At 65.2% G+C, this 14,254-nt stretch carries 13 protein-coding genes; 3 read left to right on the forward strand and 10 right to left on the reverse strand.

Going from position 1 to position 14,254, the window contains the following annotated elements; translation table 11 throughout:
• The first annotated feature begins 96 nt into the window (after positions 1 to 96).
• Both LOY42_RS10715 and LOY42_RS10720 read left to right on the forward strand, forming a co-directional pair.
• A complete protein-coding gene (locus tag LOY42_RS10715) occupies positions 97 to 729 on the forward strand; it encodes a LysE family translocator (protein WP_046855231.1) in 633 nt (210 codons plus the stop codon).
• A gap of 87 nt (positions 730 to 816) precedes the next feature.
• On the forward strand, positions 817 to 2,997 hold the full coding sequence (locus LOY42_RS10720; protein WP_258600563.1) for an ATP-binding protein: 2,181 nt from the start codon (positions 817 to 819) through the stop codon (positions 2,995 to 2,997).
• A 46-nt stretch (positions 2,998 to 3,043) separates the two neighbouring features.
• Here the strand turns inward: LOY42_RS10720 and LOY42_RS10725 are convergent, their stop codons facing one another.
• The 10 genes from LOY42_RS10725 to LOY42_RS10770 all read right to left on the reverse strand — a co-directional run bounded on the left by LOY42_RS10725 (position 3,044) and on the right by LOY42_RS10770 (position 12,531).
• Entirely contained in the window at positions 3,044 to 5,224 is a 2,181-nt protein-coding gene (locus tag LOY42_RS10725) for an ATP-binding protein (RefSeq protein ID WP_139671425.1), read from the reverse strand.
• Positions 5,225 to 5,305: 81 nt separating this feature from the next.
• The gene (locus LOY42_RS10730; protein WP_198754273.1) at positions 5,306 to 5,869 is read right to left on the reverse strand and encodes an NUDIX hydrolase; all 564 of its coding nucleotides are present in this window, start codon (positions 5,867 to 5,869) and stop codon (positions 5,306 to 5,308) included.
• 2 nt (positions 5,870 to 5,871) lie between these two features.
• Entirely contained in the window at positions 5,872 to 6,624 is a 753-nt protein-coding gene (locus LOY42_RS10735) for a GntR family transcriptional regulator (protein WP_139671419.1), read from the reverse strand.
• An 88-nt stretch (positions 6,625 to 6,712) separates the two neighbouring features.
• Positions 6,713 to 7,102: a carboxymuconolactone decarboxylase family protein gene (locus LOY42_RS10740; RefSeq protein WP_111532457.1), complete on the reverse strand. Its 390-nt coding sequence runs from the start codon at positions 7,100 to 7,102 to the stop codon at positions 6,713 to 6,715.
• A gap of 65 nt (positions 7,103 to 7,167) precedes the next feature.
• The gene (locus LOY42_RS10745; protein WP_102682370.1) at positions 7,168 to 7,653 is read right to left on the reverse strand and encodes a flavin reductase family protein; all 486 of its coding nucleotides are present in this window, start codon (positions 7,651 to 7,653) and stop codon (positions 7,168 to 7,170) included.
• Between the two features lie 12 nt (positions 7,654 to 7,665).
• Positions 7,666 to 9,147 (reverse strand): aldehyde dehydrogenase, encoded by a 1,482-nt coding sequence (locus LOY42_RS10750; RefSeq protein ID WP_046855237.1) that lies wholly within the window; start codon positions 9,145 to 9,147, stop codon positions 7,666 to 7,668.
• Entirely contained in the window at positions 9,144 to 9,977 is an 834-nt protein-coding gene (locus tag LOY42_RS10755; RefSeq protein WP_139671415.1) for an alpha/beta fold hydrolase, read from the reverse strand. The genes LOY42_RS10750 and LOY42_RS10755 overlap by 4 nt, the downstream gene beginning before the upstream one ends.
• Positions 9,978 to 10,045: 68 nt before the next feature.
• On the reverse strand, positions 10,046 to 10,642 hold the full coding sequence (locus LOY42_RS10760; RefSeq protein ID WP_023632164.1) for an amino acid synthesis family protein: 597 nt from the start codon (positions 10,640 to 10,642) through the stop codon (positions 10,046 to 10,048).
• A gap of 285 nt (positions 10,643 to 10,927) precedes the next feature.
• Positions 10,928 to 11,971, reverse strand: coding sequence for an LLM class flavin-dependent oxidoreductase (locus LOY42_RS10765; RefSeq protein ID WP_139671412.1), 1,044 nt, complete (start codon positions 11,969 to 11,971; stop codon positions 10,928 to 10,930).
• A 74-nt stretch (positions 11,972 to 12,045) separates the two neighbouring features.
• On the reverse strand, positions 12,046 to 12,531 hold the full coding sequence (locus tag LOY42_RS10770; RefSeq protein ID WP_023630914.1) for a flavin reductase family protein: 486 nt from the start codon (positions 12,529 to 12,531) through the stop codon (positions 12,046 to 12,048).
• A gap of 317 nt (positions 12,532 to 12,848) precedes the next feature.
• Between LOY42_RS10770 and LOY42_RS10775 the strand changes: the two genes are divergently transcribed.
• On the forward strand, positions 12,849 to 14,252 hold the full coding sequence (locus LOY42_RS10775) for a cytosine permease (RefSeq protein ID WP_258600566.1): 1,404 nt from the start codon (positions 12,849 to 12,851) through the stop codon (positions 14,250 to 14,252).
• The last annotated feature ends 2 nt before the right edge of the window (positions 14,253 to 14,254 follow it).

Genomic DNA, 14,254 nt, shown 5'->3' on the forward strand with positions numbered 1-14,254 from the left:
TACTGTTCAGACATGATCGTTCCACGTTAACGTGCGCCCCTGGCCAGTGAAACTGGCAAAAATGCCAGGTATGGCGCTACCCAAATAGGACTTGATATGCCCGAACCCTCCAACCTGTTGGCCTTCGCCCTGATCAGCCTGGGCATGGTGCTGACCCCCGGCCCCAACATGATCTACCTGATCTCCCGCTCCATCTGCCAGGGGCGCGGCGCCGGGCTGATCTCGCTGGCCGGAGTGGCCATGGGCTTTGTCTTCTACATGCTCTGCGCAGCGCTAGGGATCACCGCGCTGGTCATGGCCGTGCCGTTCGCCTACGACGCTCTGCGCATCGGCGGCGCGCTGTACCTGCTGTACCTGGCCTGGCAGGCGCTGCGCCCGGGCGGGCGCTCGCCGTTCCAGGTGCGCGAGCTGCCGGCGGACAGCCCCAGGCGGCTGTTCATGATGGGCTTTGTGACCAACCTGCTGAACCCCAAGATCGCGGTCATGTACCTGTCGCTGATGCCGCAGTTCATCGAGCCGGGCCATGGCAGCGTGTTGCTGCAGTCGCTGGTACTGGGCGGCACACAGATCGCCATCAGCGTCACGGTCAACGCGCTGATCGCGGTCATGGCGGGGTCGATCGCCGTGTTCCTGGCCGGTCGGCCGGTGTGGCAGCAAGTGCAACGCTGGCTGATGGGCACGGTGCTGGCCGCCCTGGCCGTGCGCATGCTGGCCGAAGGGCGCCGTTGATCACGTCCGGCGATCCGATGGAACGTTTTGCCACCGGGCGGTTTCCTACCCTCATAGGAAAGATCACGTGCCCGGGACTACCGAGACATGAAAGCTCGCCAGGAGAGCAAGAAGGCCAACCTGCAACCATTGCCGGCATTCATGGGCGGCGGTGGCGATGTCAGCTGCCTGTTGCAGGCGATGGACTGGCGGCACTCGCCGCTGGGTGCGCCGGACCAATGGTCGCCGGCATTGCAGGCGATGGTGGCCATGCTCCTGCCTGCCCAGGCGCAGATCGTGTTGTTCTGGGGCCCGCTATACATCGCGCTGTACAATGATGCGTATTGGCCGACCATCGGTGACAAGCATCCCGGCGCGCTGGGGCAACCCGCCAAGGCGCACTGGAGCGAGCTCTGGGACGACCTCGAGCCTTTGCTGCGCGGGGTGCGTGAAACCGGCGTGACATTCTCTGCCAGGGATCGGCCGTTCTACATCGTGCGCCACGGGCCGGGCGAAACGGCGTACTTCGATGTCTCCTATTCCGCGGTGCGTGAAGTTGACGGTTCCGTGGGGGGCGTGCTGTGCATTGTCACCGAAACCTCGGAGCGGGTGCATTTCCAGCAGCGCCAGGCATTTCTCCAGGAACTGCGCCAGGCCTTGCCCGGCCTGGGTCAGGCCGAGCGCATCGAAGCCCACGCGGTACGCCGCCTGGCCAAGGAATTGGGCGCGGCGCGGGTCTGCTTTGGTGAAGACTTGGGCGATGGACACCGTTATCGGGTCGCCCAGGAGTGCGCCGCGCAGGTGCCGCCGATCACCGGCCTCAACCAGTACGCGGCCTTGGACCCGGCACTGCGCGAGGCGCTGCTCGCCGGCCAGGTGGTGCAGCGCAATTATGAAGCCAACCATCTGGCCCCGGCGGGCTTCAAGGGCCTGTGCGCCACGCTGCATGCCCCGGTGCTGCGCGCCGAGCGCCTGGAGGCGATGCTCGCGGTGCATTTCCACACGCCCCATGCGTGGACCAGCAGCGAATGCCTGCTGGTCGAGGAGGCCGCCGGCCAGGTGTGGGCGGCGATCACCCATGCCCGTTCCGAGCGCGCCTTGCATGTGCTCAATGAACACCTCGAGGAGCGGGTGGCGAACATGCTGACCCATCGCGAAGCCTCGCTGGTGCAGCTGCACGAGGCACGCAAGATGGAGATGATCGGCCAGCTGACCGGTGGCATCGCCCATGACCTCAACAATATGCTCACGCCGATCATCGCCTCGCTGGAATTGCTGCGCCGCCACCCCCAGCCGGAACGGGCCGAACGCCTGATCGACGGCGGCCTGCAGGCGGCGGAGCGGGCGCGCAACCTGGTCGGGCGCCTGCTCAGCTTCGCCCGGCGCCAGACCCTAAAGCCGGTTACGGTGTCACTGGCAGTGCTGGTGGAGGACATGCACGAACTGATGGCGCGCTCCCTGGGGCCGACCATCGCGCTACAGGTCAATATCGACAAGGCTTTGCCAGGGGTTCTGGTGGACCCGCACCAGTTGGAGCTGGCCCTGCTGAACCTGGTGGTCAATGCCCGTGACGCAATGAGCGAAGGCGGCCAGCTGACCATCCGCGCTGGCGCCGAGGAAGCCGGAATGCCCAGGCCGCCTGGGTTGCAGGGCGGGCAGCAGCTATGGCTGCAGGTCAGCGACACTGGTTGTGGCATGAGTGAAGAGGTATTGGCGCATTGCGTCGAGCCATTCTACTCGACCAAAGGGGTGGGCCGGGGCACTGGCCTGGGCCTGCCGATGGTGCAGGGGCTGGCATTGCAGTCCGGTGGTGGCTTCGGTATTCATTCCCGGCCGGGCCAGGGGACCGAGGCGACCTTGTGGCTGCCGGCCAGTGAGAGCAGCGTGGCGGCGCGCATGACCGAGCCTGTCGAGGCGGTCAGTGCGCAACGGCCGACCCGGGTGTTGCTGGTGGATGACGAACCCCTGGTGCGCCAGGCAACGCTGATGCAGCTACAGGCGCTGGGGTATGAAGTAACGGAGGCTAGCGGGCCTGTCCAGGCCCTGGCGCTGCTGGAAAAGGGCCTGGTGCCCGACGTGTTGCTGACCGACCATGTGATGGCCGAGATGACCGGCGTGCGCTTCGCCCAGCAGGTGCGCGAGCAACTGGCCCAGCTGCCGGTGCTGATCATCACCGGCTACACCAACCTCACACCGCGTGAACTGCATGGGTTCGGCGTGTTGCGCAAGCCGTTCCGCCAGGATGAGCTGGGGCGCAGCCTGACACGCTTGCTGGCGGCGCGGGGGTGATTCGACTGGTCAGGGCGTTTTGCCAATCGCCTGCCCAACGCGCCGCTCACTGCCTTCCCAGCACGTCCCCCAGCATCCGGCACACCTGCTCGGCCGAATAGGGCTTGGCCAGGAAGGCGAAGCCCTGGTGGCCACCTTCGGCAATCGCCTCGCTGTAGCCGGAGGTCAGGATCACCGGCAGATGGGGTTGGCTGCGCCGCAGCTCCCTGGCCAGGGCCAGGCCGCCCATGCCAGGCATCACCACGTCGGAAAACACCGCGTCGAATCCGCCTTGTGTCGAAGCGATCTGCTTCAGCGCATCCTCTGCCGAGATCGCCCAACTGATTCGGTAGCCATGATCGCGCAGGATCTGCGCGGTAAAACTGCCGACATCGGGGTTGTCCTCGACCACCAGGATATGTCGGCGCTCGCCATTGGGCGCCAGCGTCGGCAAAGCGGTGCTGACTTCGGCATCGGCCTGGGCCACCTGGGGCAGGTACAGGGTGAAGGTGGTGCCCAGGCCTTCGCGGCTGCTGACCTGGACATCGCCCCCCGACTGTTTGACGAAGCCGAACACCTGCGACAAGCCGAGCCCGGTGCCCTGGCCGGCGGCCTTCGTGGTGAAGAACGGGTCGAAGATGCGCTCCAGCAGGTGCGGGGCAATGCCCACGCCGCTGTCGACCACCGAGATGGCAGCGAATGGCCCGGCCTGGGGGGCCTGGCCACGCAGCGCCGGCAGCTGCTGGTTGGCTTCCAGGCGCAGGCGCAAGGTGCCCGCGCCGGCCATGGCGTCGCGGCCGTTGATCATCAGGTTGATCACCGCGGTTTCCAGTTGGCCGAGGTCTGCGTGCACGTGGCAGGGCGTGTCGGGCAGTTCCAGGCTCACCTGGATGCGCGCGCCGGTGGCGGTATCGAGCATTTCGGCCATCGCCTCGAGCCTGGGGCCGGCGTCGAATACCTGTGGGCTGAGCGCCTGGCGGCGGGCGAAGGCGAGCAGTTGCCCGGTCAGCTTGGCGCCGCGGTCGACGGTGTCGGACACGGTCTTGAGATAGCGGCTGCGCCGGTTCTCGTCGAGGTCCGGGCGCTGCAGGAAGTGGATGGAGGAGCGGATGATGGTCAGCAGGTTGTTGAAGTCATGGGCCACGCCCCCCGTGAGCTGGCCGATGGCCTCGAGCTTCTGGGTCTGGCGCAGGACAGCCTCGGTATGCAGCAACTGGCTGGTGCGCTCTTCCACGCGTTGTTCGAGGGTGGTATTGAGGGCCTCCAGGGCGGTCAGTGCCTCGCGCACCTCGGCGTTGGCCTGGACCCGCTGGATATGCGCCCAGCAGCGTTCGGTCACTTCGCCGATCAAGGTCTGTTCGTAATCGGTCCAGGCCCTGGGCTGCTTGTCGTGGATGGCCATCAGCGCGGTCAGGCGGCCCTCCTTGATCAACGGCATGCAGATGGTCGCGGTGATGCCGATGGCCTGGAAGGTCGCCGACTCAGGTGCCGGCAACTGGCTGAGATTGTCATCGATCACCAGCGCCAGGCCTGCGCGCAGGCGGCTGACGGCCAGCGCGCCGAAGTCGGCCAGGCGGTACTGGCCGATCAGCCGTGGCGAGCCCGGTGCTACCCAGTCGCCGCAAATGGTGAAGCCGTCCTCGTCGGGCGCCATCACCGCATAGGCGCAGCTGGACAACTGCAGGTGCTCGCCAAGCAGGCGAGTGGTGGTGGCCATGATCCGTTCCGGATCGGTGGCATTGGCGGCAGCCCGGCCGAGGCTGTCGAGGAAGTTCAGACGGCGGTTGGCGACCACGCTCGCGGTGGTTTCGGTGACCGTGTCGAGCATGCCCACTACCTTGCCGTCGTGGTCGCGCACCGGGCTGTAACAGAAGGTGAAATAGGCGCGCTCCGGGCTGCCATGACGCTCGATCATCAGCGGGAAGTCCTCGATGTATACCGCCTCGCCGGCGAGCGCGCGCTGGGCCAGGTGGCGAATATTGCTCCAGGCTTCCTGCCAGACATCGCTGAAGGGCCGGCCCAGGGCGGTTGGCTTGCCGCCCAGGATCTCGCTGAAGGCGTCGTTGTGCAGGGTGATCAACGCATCGCCCCAGAGCACGGCCTGGGGAAAGCGCGAGGCCAGGCACAGGGAGACGCTGGTCTTGAGTACGTCGGGCCAGCTATCCAGCGGGCCGAGGGGCGTGGATGCCCAGTCGTGGTTGCGGATGCGCGCGGCCATCAGCCCGCCGCCGTCTAGCCATTTCGCCATGAACGTTGCTGGTCCTTTTGCGTGAGACCATCAGGGTGCACCGAGACGCGACGCTTGGCGAGGAATTTGTGTGCGCCATCGTCAGCGGATGAAGTGCACCTTGCCGGTATCGTCATTGCCCATGTAGATGCCGTACACGCCGGCCTGGCGCTCGAGGATGTAGCGCTCGAGGATCTGCCGGATCGCCGGGTAGTAGATTTCGTCCCAGGGGATCTGGTCCGGTTCGAAGAAACGATAGTCCAGGGTCTCGGGCCCGTATTCGCCGGTTTCCTCGGTGACCACGGCGCGGAAGATGATGTACACCTCGCTGATCCGCGGCACGCTGAAGATCGAGTAGGGCGAGACGATGTCGGCGCGCACGCCGCTCTCTTCCCATACCTCGCGCAGCGCCGCCTGTTCGGTGGTCTCGCCAGCTTCCATGAACCCGGCCGGCAGGGTCCAGGTGCCGGGGCGCGGCGGGATGGCGCGCTGGCACAGCAGGTACTTGCCGTCGCGCTCGATGATGCAGCCGGCGATGATCTTCGGGTTGATGTAGTGGATGTAGCCGCAACCGGCGCAGTGAAGACGTTCGTGGGTGTCGCCGTTGGGGACGCCCCGGGCCAGTTCCGTGGTGCAGTGCGGGCAGTAGCGCGGGGCGGTGGGCATGGTCAGCGGCCTATGCGAGGGTCCTTGAGGGGCAGGGGGGCGACGATATCGCGGACCTTGGCGTTGTCGTCCTGCTTCTGGCGCAGGTAGTCGAGGGCGACCTTGGCAGCGGCGCGTACATGGTCGACCGAGGCCTGGTGGGCGGCCTGGGGATCGCCGCCCTTGATCGCATCGACGATCTTTTCCATCTCGAGGTTGCTGGCGCCCCGGCGGTTTTCCTGGGACACCGAGGTGGCGCGCAGGTAGCTGATGCGCGCCTGCAGCTGGCGCAGCTGCTGGGCGGCGACCTGGTTGCCCGAGCCTTCGAGCAGCACGTCGTAGAAGCCTTGCACCGAGTCGAGCACCTGTTGCAGCTCACCGTCCTCCAGGGCCTCGCGGTTGACCTCCAGGGCGCGCTCCAGGGCACGGATGTCCTTGGCCTTGGCGTTGAGGGTGAACAGTTGCACGATAAGGCCTTCGAGCACGCAGCGCAGCTCATAGATGTCGCGGGCGTCCTCCAGTGTGATGATGGCCACCCGTGGCCCCTTGGCGTCGGCGAACTCCACCAGGCCTTCGGACTCCAGGTGACGCAAGGCCTCGCGCACCGAGGTGCGGCTGACGCCAAGGCGCTCGCAAAGGTCGCGTTCGACCAGGCGGTCGCCCGGCAGCAGGTGGAAGTTCATGATCGCGCCGCGCAGTTTGTCGAGCACGATTTCACGCAGGGTGACGGGGTTGCGGTTGACCTTGAAGCTGTCGTCGAGGGGCTGGCGTTTCATCAGGGGCGCTCTTAATGCGGCTGTTGCGCCAACATCGCGGAATGCCTCGAACCCGGGCATTCCTTGCGGTGGTTCACACAGCCCGCTGTTAACGGGTTGCCTGCGCGTCGGCTTCGGCGAACGCCTCGCGGGCCAGGCGGAAACTGTCCACCGCCGCAGGTACGCCGCAGTAAATGCCGACTTGAAGCAGGATCTCGCGAATCTGTTCGCGGCTCAGGCCATTACGCAAGGCGCCGCGGATGTGCAGCTTGAGTTCGTGGGGCCGGTTGAGCGCGGAAATCATTGCCAAGTTTATCATGCTGCGCTCTTTGAGCGACAAGCCTTCGCGGCCCCACACGTGGCCCCAGCAGTATTCGGTGACCAGCTCCTGGAGTGGCTGGGTGAAGGCGTCGGCGTTCTCGAGCGAGCGCTGGACGTATTCCTCGCCGAGCACCTGGGTGCGGATCTGCAGGCCTTTTTCGTACTTTTCGTTGTTCATGGCCAGGGTCCTGTGTGACTGAATGGAAAATGGGGGCTGGGGCCGCAAAGCGGCCCCAGCGGATCTCAGCCCAGCGGCGGCAGTGCGCCGAGCTTGCCCTTGTGGTACACCATGGGCGTTACCGGCTGCTCGGGCAGCACCAGGTTCTTCACCTGGCCAACGATGATCGCGTGGTCGCCGCCATCGTATTCGCGCCACAGTTCGCACTCGATGATCGCCGTGGCCTTGGTCAGCAGCGGGTTGCCCAGTTCGCTCAACTGCCAGTCGATGCCCTTGGCCTTGTCCTTGCCTTTGCCGGCGAAGGCATAGGCCTCGGCGGTCTGGTCGGCGGACAGCAGGTGGATGGCGAACCGCTTGCTGTCGCGCAGGATCGGGTAGGTGTCGGAGGCGTAGTTGGGGCAGAAAAGCACCAGTGCCGGCTCGATCGACAGCGCGCTGAACGCGCTGGCGGTGATGCCGACGATGCCGCCGTCGGCGTCCAGGGTGGTGACCACGGTGACGCCGGACGGGAACGAGCCCATCACGTCTTTGTAGATGCCGGGTTCGATCATGGTGGCGTTCTCCTAGCGCATCACGAAGGGGTCGGGCATGGGCGCGGTGGACAGGTTGATCCACACCGTCTTCAGCTCGGTATAGGCCAGCACCGAGTCGATGCCGCTCTCGCGGCCATAACCGCTGTTCTTGAAGCCGCCAATGGGGGCCATTGCCGAGACGGCGCGGTAGGTGTTGACCCAGATGATCCCCGAGCGCACGTCACGGGCCAGGCGATGGGCGCGGCCCAGGTCGCGGGTCCAGATACCGGCGGCCAGGCCGAACTGCGAGTCGTTGGCCATCGCCAGGGCCTGCTCCTCGGTCTTGAAGCGGATCACCGCGGCGACCGGGCCGAACACTTCTTCCTGCATGATGGTCATCGAGTTGCTGTCGCATTCGAACAGGGTCGGCTCGTAGAACCAGCCGTCACCTTCGACCTCTGCACGTTTGCCGCCCATGCGCAGGGTGGCGCCCTCGGCCTTGGCCGCGGCCACCAGGCCTTCGATCACCGCCAGTTGCTGGGCGGTGGCGATCGGGCCCATCTCGCTGCTGTCGTCTTGCGGGTTGCCGATGCGGATGCTTTTGGCGCGGGCGATCAGGCGTTCGACGAACTCGTCGAAGATCTCGTCCTGCACCAGCAGCCGCGAACCGGCCACGCAGCTTTGCCCGGAGGCGGCATAGATGCCGGCTACGGCGCCGTTGATGGCGCTGTCCAGGTCGGCGTCGGCGAAGATGATGTTCGGCGACTTGCCGCCCAGCTCAAGCGACAGCTTGGCGAAGTTCTCGGCGCTGCTGCGCACCACGTGGCGGGCAGTGGCGGCGCCGCCGGTGAAGGCGATCTTGCGCACCAGCGGGTGGCGGGTCAGCGCCGCGCCGGTGCTTGGGCCGTAACCTGTGACCACGTTGACCACGCCAGCCGGGAAGCCGGCTTCCAGGGCCAGGCGGGCCAGTTCGAGCAGGGTCGCCGAGGCGTGCTCCGAGGGCTTGAGCACGATGGTGTTGCCGGCGGCCAGGGCCGGGGCCAGCTTGATCGCGGTGAGGTACAGCGGGCTGTTCCACGGGATGATCCCGGCCACCACGCCGATCGGCTCGTGCACGGTGTAGGCAAACAGGTCCGGCTTGTCCAGCGGCAGGGTGCCGCCTTCGAGCTTGTCGGCCAGGCCTGCGGTGTAGTGGAAGAACTCCGGCAGGTAGCCGACCTGGCCGCGGGTTTCGCGGATCAGCTTGCCGTTGTCGCGGCTTTCCAGCTGGGCCAGGTGTTCCTTGTTCTCGGCAATCAGGTCGCCGAGGCGGCGCAGCAGCTTGCCTCGGGCGGTGGCGGTGAGGCCGCGCCAGGCCTTGCCTTCGAAGGCGCGCTGGGCGGCCTGCACGGCAAGCTCGACATCGGCTTCGCCGGCATCGGGCAGTTGCGCCCAGGCCTTGGCGGTGGCCGGGTCGAGGCTGTCGAAGGTCTTGCCGCTCTGGGCATCGCGCCATTGGCCGTCGATGCACATCTGGAAACGAACGAGGGTCATGCGACTATCCCCTTGGCGGATTCGGAGAGGGTGCGGGCCTGCCTGAGGAAGTCCAGCAGCATCTTGTTGACTTCGCGCGGTGCTTCCACCGGCATCATATGCCTTTGCTCGGCGAGGACCACGCTCTGCGCGCCGGGAATCCGTGCGGCGAGTTGGCGGGTCATGGCCGGAGTGGAACCGCTGTCGAGCTCGCCCGTGGCGATCAGCGTCGGCACCTGGATGTTGCCCAGGTCGGCTTCGCGGTACATGTCCTGGGTGGCGAACAGCGAATAGGTGGTGTGGTAGCCCTGCGGGTCGTTGCTCGCCAGGATCTGGCGGATGGCGGCGACCTGGGCCGGGTTGGCGGCCTTGTACTCGCGGCTGAACCAGCGCTCGAGCGCGGCGTCGACGTTGGCGTCGGGGCCCTGTTCAAAGGCTTGCGCGGCGCGTGCGATCACCCCGGCGCTCTGCTCGGGGGTGCGATTGAACACGCTGTTGAGTATCACCAGCGCGGCCAGGCGTTGCGGGTAGCTGAGCGCGAAGGCGCGGGCCACCAGGCCGCCCATGGAAAAGCCGATCACGCAGGCCTGGGTGACCTGCAGGTGGTCGAGCAGTTCGGCGAGCTGCTCGGCATAGCCCTCCAGCGGCGTATCGGCGCTGGGCACGCGGCTCTGGCCATGGCCGAGCATGTCGTAGGCGATGACGCGGTAGTCGTTGGCCAGGCCGACGATCTGCCCGCCCCACATTTCCTTGTTCAGGCCCACGCCGTGGATCAGTACCACGGGCTGGCCCTGGCCCAGGTCCAGGTAACTGGTCCCGGCCGGTGTACGTTCAGCGACAGGCTGAATCATGGAGGGCGCTCCTTGAAGGTCGGGCGCGGCGGGTATGCACGCCACGCCCAGGCCCGTCTTGGTTGTTGTTATTGAGCGTTGGCCTTTTCGGCAGCCAGTTCTTCCAGGTCGATGTAGCGGTTGCCGATGCGTGGGTGCAGGCGGCCACCGTCGGCGGCACCCAGCACCACGACGATCTCGTCGGCACGTGGAGCATCTTCGATCTGCATTTCCAGGGTGATGTAGTGCGAGCGCAGGCCTTCGTCGTCCTTCTGCATCATCGGGATCTGGATCGAGGTGCCGGGGCCGCCGCGTTTGTTGGTGAAGCTCAGGTAGCTCTTGGCCTGCACGGCTTCGCGGTAGTGGTTGCCGAAACGCAGGGTGTGGATTACGGCCGAGGCGTGCTCGATCTCGCCGTCGGCGCCGACCACGGCAGCTTTGCCGTAGGCCTCGATCTTGTCGGCTCCGCCGATGGCGGCGGTCAGGCGCTCGACCATCAGCGCGCCCAGCGCGGAGCAGTTGGCGCGGATTTCCGGCTTGAGGTCTTCGACGAAGCCGCGACCGGCCCATGGGTTCTTGATCACCACGGCCAGGCCGACCATGGTCACCGGCTTGTCGGTGGCCTTGCCGCCTTCGATGCGGGTTTCTTCGGAGTAGGTGACGATCTTGCGGATTTCGAAACTCATGGGGGCTCCTGGTTAGGGTTATCAGCTCTTGTTGTCTGATGGTATACCATAATATTTGATGTGCAAGAGTCGGCCGAAAATTTGTTTTCGTCAGGGGACGAAAGGACCGTTGCTACCTTGATTGCTGTACGTACTGGACTCATCGCGGGGCAAGCCCGCTCCCACGATGCATTCATGTCTGGGGTGGGCGGGCTTGCCCCGCGATGAGTAAAAAAGCCCGCCCACGCCGGCCACTGGGGCCAACGCGAGCGGGCTGGTTCCCGCAATCGATCAGGCAAAGGGAATTCAGGCGAAGGCCGGCACCACTTCCTTGATGAACAGCTCCAGCGACTTGCGTTTCTCGGCATGGGGCAGGCTGTTGTCGCACCAGAAGCTGAACTCGTCGACGCCGAGCGCCTGGTAGTACTTGATGCGCGCAATGATTTCTTCCGGTGTGCCGATCATGGTGTTCTTGCGAATGTTCTCCAGCGCGAACGCTGGCACCTCGGCGAACTTCGATTCCGGGCTTGGTTCGAGGAAGCCGTTGACCGGCACGGTCTTGTTGCCAAACCAGGCATCGAAGGTGCGGTAGAAGCGTGAGATGGCCTGGGCACCGACCTTCCAGCCGTCCGGCTCGGCCGGGCTGTGCACGTGGGTGTGGCGCAGCACCATCAGTTGTGGGCGCGGCACGTCCGGGTTGTTGTCCAGCGCGGCCTGGAACTTGTTCTTCAGGTCCAGCACTTCCTCGTCGCCCTTCATCAGCGGGGTGACCATGACGTTGCAGCCGTTGGCCACGGCGAAGTTGTGCGAGTCAGGGTCGCGGGCGGCGATCCACATCGGCGGCATGCCCGGCTGTACCGGCTTGGGCACGCTGGTGGAGGTGGGGAAGTTGTAGATCTCGCCTTCATGGGCATAGTCGCCTTGCCACAGCTGGCGCACCGCCGGGACCATCTCGCGCAGGGCCTTGCCGCCATCGGTGGCCGGCATGCCGCCGGCCATGCGGTCGAACTCGAACTGGTACGCGCCACGGGCCAGGCCCACTTCCATGCGACCATTGCTGATCACGTCGAGCAGGGCGCATTCGCCGGCGACGCGGATCGGGGTCCAGAAGGGCGCGATGATGGTGCCGGCGCCCAGGCGGATCTTCTCGGTGCGTGCGGCCAGGTAGGCCAGCAGCGGCATCGGGCTCGGCGAGATGGTGTACTCCATGGCGTGGTGTTCGCCGATCCACACGGTGCTGAAACCGCCGTCTTCGGCCATCAGGGTCAGTTCGGTGAGGTCTTCGAACAGCTGGCGGTGGCTGACCTGCTCATCCCAACGTTCCATGTGTACGAACAGCGAAAATTTCATGGGGCTTTTCCTCGGAGCTTTGTTGTTTTCGCCCGCCGTGGCAGGCGCTCTAAGTGGAATCAGTCGTCAGAGTCTCAGGCGAAGGCCGGCAGGCTGGCCATCTTGCCGCGGCAATAGACCATCGGGCGGGGCGCCTCCTGCGGGACGATCAGGTTGTGTACCTTGCCGACCATGATGGCGTGGTCGCCGCCCTCGTATTCACGCCACAGTTCGCATTCGATCACGGCGGTGGCGCCAGCCAGGATCGGGTTGCCCAGTTCGCTCAGGGTCCACTCGATGCCGACGGCCTTGTCCTTGCCTTTTTTCGCGAACGCATACGCCTCGGCCTGCTGTTCACCGGAGAGCAGGTGAATGGCGAAGCGCTTGTTCTTCATCAGTACAGGGTAGGAGTCGGAGCTGTAGTTGGGGCAGAACAGCACCAGTGGCGGGTCCATTGACAGTGAGGAGAAGGCGCTGGCGGTGAGGCCGACGATCGAGCCGTCGTCGTCCAGGGTGGTGATGACGGTCACGCCGGAGGGGAAGGAGCCCAGGACGTGCTTGTAGACGGTTGCGTCGATCATCTCGTGTACCTCTGAAAAGGCTGCGGTGGTCCGCGGTTTTTATCGTTGATGTGTCTGATGGTATACCGTAATACCTATATTGCAAGAGGAATTTTCCGTGCGCTGGAGTTCGCGATAAACGGCGCAAGCCCCCGTAATCAAGGGTCTTGGTGTAAACCTTCGGGCTGCAAGTCAGTGTATGGAGCGGATCAGTTGTGGTGAAAATGAGCGGCGCAGTGTTGTCAAACTCTTGGAATACCATAATATGGTCTTCAGCTGAGAGGCCGCCCCGAGCGGTTTCCATACAACGATAAAAACGACCTTTCGAGCTGAATCCTATGTCCCAACCGTCGTCGCAACACCATCTCGTCGAGCAACACACGGTCGATTACGTGCCACCGTCCGAGCGCCATGGGAAGGCGCGCGACCTTTTCACCCTGTGGTTCAGCACCAACATCGCGCCGCTGCCGATCGTCACCGGGGCCATGGTGGTCCAGGTGTTCCACCTGAACTTGCTGTGGGGGCTGCTGGCCATCGTGCTGGGGCATCTGCTGGGCGGGGTGGTGATCGCCCTGGCCTCGGCGCAGGGGCCGCAGTTGGGCATTCCGCAGATGGTGCAGAGCCGCGGCCAGTTCGGGCGCTATGGTGCGCTGCTGATCGTGTTCTTCACCGCATTGATCTACGTCGGTTTCTTCATTTCCAACATCGTCCTGGCCGGCAAGTCGATCCACGGCATCGCCCCTGGCGTGCCGATGCCCGGCGCCATCGTCATCGGCGCCCTGAGCGCCACCGCCATCGGGGTGATCGGCTACCGCTTCATCCATACGCTGAACCGCGTCGGCACCTGGGTGATGGGCTCGGCGTTGCTGGCGGGTTTCATCATGATGTTCGCCCAGGAGCTGCCGGGCGACTTCTTCAGCCGTGGCGCGTTCAACCTGTCCGGCTTCGTCGCCACGGTGTCGCTGGGCATCATCTGGCAAATCAGCTTCTCGCCCTATACCTCGGACTACTCGCGCTACCTGCCCCGTGAAGTCGGCATCGCCAAACCGTTCTGGGCCACCTACCTCGGGGCCACGCTGGGTACCATCCTGTGCTTCAGCTTCGGTGCGGTGGCGGTGCTGTGCGTGCCGGAAGGCACCGATGCCATGGTGGCGGTCAAGCAGGCCACCGGTTGGCTGGGACCGGTGCTGATGGTGCTGTTCCTGCTCAACATCATCAGCCACAACGCCCTCAACCTCTACGGTGCGGTGTTGTCGATCGTCACTGCGATCCAGACCTTCGCCGCCCACTGGACGCCGAGCATCAAGCTGCGGGTGCTGCTGGCGGGGGTGATCCTGGTGGGCTGCGGTCTGGTGGCGTTGAACGCCTCGGCGGACTTCATCGGCCAGTTCATCGGGCTGATCCTGGCGCTGTTGCTGGTGCTGGTGCCGTGGGCGTCGATCAACCTGGTGGATTTCTACCTGATCAAGCGCGGCGCATACGACATCGCCTCGATCTTCCGCGCCGACGGCGGCATTTACGGGCGTTTCAATCACCACGCGATCATCGCCTATGCCTGCGGCATCCTGGTGCAGCTGCCGTTCGCCAATACGTCGCTGTATGTCGGGCCGTACTCGAACATCGTCGAGGGGGCCGACCTGTCGTGGCTGTTCGGGCTGTTGGTGACAGTGCCGCTGTATTACTGCCTGGCGACGCGTGGCCAACTGCCCAAGGCTGCACGGGTGGTCGACGCCAGGCCGTAATA

This window comes from Pseudomonas sp. B21-023, assembly GCF_024749165.1.
Taxonomy (GTDB): Bacteria; Pseudomonadota; Gammaproteobacteria; order Pseudomonadales; family Pseudomonadaceae; genus Aquipseudomonas.